This is a genomic window from Stieleria sp. (assembly GCF_041595215.1).
Lineage (GTDB): Bacteria > Planctomycetota > Planctomycetia > Pirellulales > Pirellulaceae > Stieleria > Stieleria magnilauensis.
The window spans coordinates 1-2,342 of sequence record NZ_JBFHKV010001213.1; the positions used below are offsets into that span (position 1 = coordinate 1).

Sequence of the window (2,342 nt, forward strand, 5' to 3'; positions counted from 1 at the left end):
CAAGATGCAACTCAACGAAAGCGGCGACCAAATGTTGATTTCGTTCGTCAACAATTTGCGGATCATGGACCTGAAGACGGGCGAAACACTCGATGAATATTCGCGTGAGGGCGGAGCACCGATTGCGCCGAACGGTCTCAGCTATCCGGCACCCGATTACGCCCTACTGGACAACCATTTGTTGTTGCACATTCCATCACGAATCACCGTCTGTGATTACAAGGACGCGGCGGTGATCACGTCGGTCGGCGGAACCGAGTTTGTGGGGTTGCTCTCTGACGGCGGGGGGCTGATCGTTCCGACTTCGATCCCCCACCCCAAAGCGACCGAAGTCCTGCGGCAAGCCGTGGATGATCCGAGCGTGTTTTTGATCCATCCCGGCGTCAACGTTGCGATGGATGCCAGCGGCGTCCCCGACAAATACCGGGCGGAGGTCGAACAGAATCTGAAAAATGCCATTGCAAAAGCCGGATACAAACTGACCAATGGGGCCGCCATCAAGATCAAGGCAGCCATCAGCGGCCCCAAGAACGAAGCCGTTTCTTACATCGCCCGGGGAGCCTATGTGGCGAAGGTTTACCAATCGACGCTCACGATCGAAAGTGACGGCACCCAGGCTTGGTCGCGTTCCGCCGGCAACATTCCCATGATGCTGCAAACGAAACGTGGACAGTCGATTCAAGAGAAATTGGACGAACTGGGAAAACGTCCCAACACGTCCTTCTTCGAAACCGTCGCGCTACCAAAATTGTTACAAGCACCGACGAAATCATCGTCAGGCAACACCCAAAACGCGCTGCTGGTTTCCAAGTTCACGTTGCGCGGGTTGGTGGATTCTGAATGAGCCCCGCTTCGGCGCTTGCCGTGTGGTGCAAATCGGACGTTCAATCCTTCGCGTCACTCACGGTGAAATCAGAAAACACGGCGTGCGTGTCGACGACGCGCAGCCCCGCGCTGCCCGATTGATAGCTTTCGTCCAACACCGAAACACGCTGCCGGCCGTTGTGCGTCACCGTGATCTGATTGCCCTTCATCTGGACACGTAACGCTTGGGGCTGCGCGACATCGATCTGCGTGGATTGCCGCGCCAGCTCGGTCCAGGCGGATCCGTTCATCTTGCCGACGATCACCAACCCGGTCTTCGGGATCAACCCGGCAAAGTAGCCACGCTGGGCATCGTAACCGACCGCCGGACCGCTGCAGCGAAACAAAACGCCTGCATCGCGAGCATTTGCTTCACCTTGGAAGTCGATCGTGACGTCAGCAACACAGTCTGCAGGGCATGGATCATCGAGCACCACTTTTTCGCCGCTGCGATAGTCGTTGATCGGATCACGGGGAACGCGGCCCAGATGCAATCCCTCCGGTCCGACTTCAATGAACTGATGATGCCCAAAGAAAGACCAGGTCGCATCGCTCGCGTCGTCACCGAACAAACGAGTCGGTAACGAAAGCTCTTGAGGTGTTTCGCCGGAGGGCCGATCCAGCCACTCGCCGGCCCGGATCGGAGACTCCAGAAACGGAAATCCCCGCCGCCCCACCTTCATCGGCTGGACGTAAACGGCGCGACGCCAGCCGGGGTTGCGATCTCGCTTGGCATGAAACACGTGCCACCACTGATTGTCGTCCAATGATGGGACAAAACACGAGTGCCCGACTCCATAGACGTCGCGTGTCCCCTCGAACAATGGCTTGTCTCGCTTGGTCCACGAAGCGGGATCCAACGGATCGCCTCCGGTAAACTCCAAGATGCCCAACTTGTACGTCGGCAACCAAGAGGCACCGCATGAGTACACGATTGACGTTTTGTTCTTGGATTGAAACACCTGCGGGCCTTCATTCAACCCGCGCCCGGAATTCCCCGGTTCGGTCAGTTCCCAGGGGTAGTCGTCGTTCTCGCACAGCCGGACTCGCGGGCCGCCCAATTCGGTCGGCGATGCGAGCGGGGCGATGTACAGGTACTGCCGATCGGTTCCCGGCGCATCCCAGCCCGACCAAACGGCATAGCGTTTTTCGCCATGCGTCAACACCGTCATGTCGATGGCCCAGACGTTGGGGGAAGCACCGTCCGGGCCGTCACCGGTTGCCAACGGCCCGAACAACTCGTACTCGCCCAGCGGGTCATCATCCTTGGACTTCAGCACATACGTCAGATGGTTTCGGTTCTGGCCATCGGAGGCCGCAAAGTAGACGTACCAATGACCGTCCAAGTGGTGCAGTTCCGGCGCCCAGATCTCACGCGAATAGGGGCCGGACGGCGGTGCCGTCCAAACGATGTTGGGCTTGCCCATCGACGTCAATCGATCGGTGGCCTGAATCGAGATCGCCCGGTTGCCGTGGGA

General features: G+C 58.6%; 2 protein-coding genes. One reads left to right on the plus strand and one right to left on the minus strand.

Annotation, left to right across the window (positions count from 1 at the left end; translation table 11 throughout):
• A partial coding sequence (locus ABX749_RS29795; RefSeq protein ID WP_372899237.1) for a hypothetical protein occupies window positions 1-844 on the plus strand: 844 nt, incomplete at its 5' end.
• 40 nt (window positions 845-884) lie between these two features.
• On the opposite strand, the gene ABX749_RS29800 is transcribed toward ABX749_RS29795, so the two are convergent.
• Window positions 885-2,342 (minus strand): glycoside hydrolase family 43 protein (locus ABX749_RS29800; RefSeq protein WP_372899238.1); only part of this gene is annotated, 1,458 nt, incomplete at its 5' end.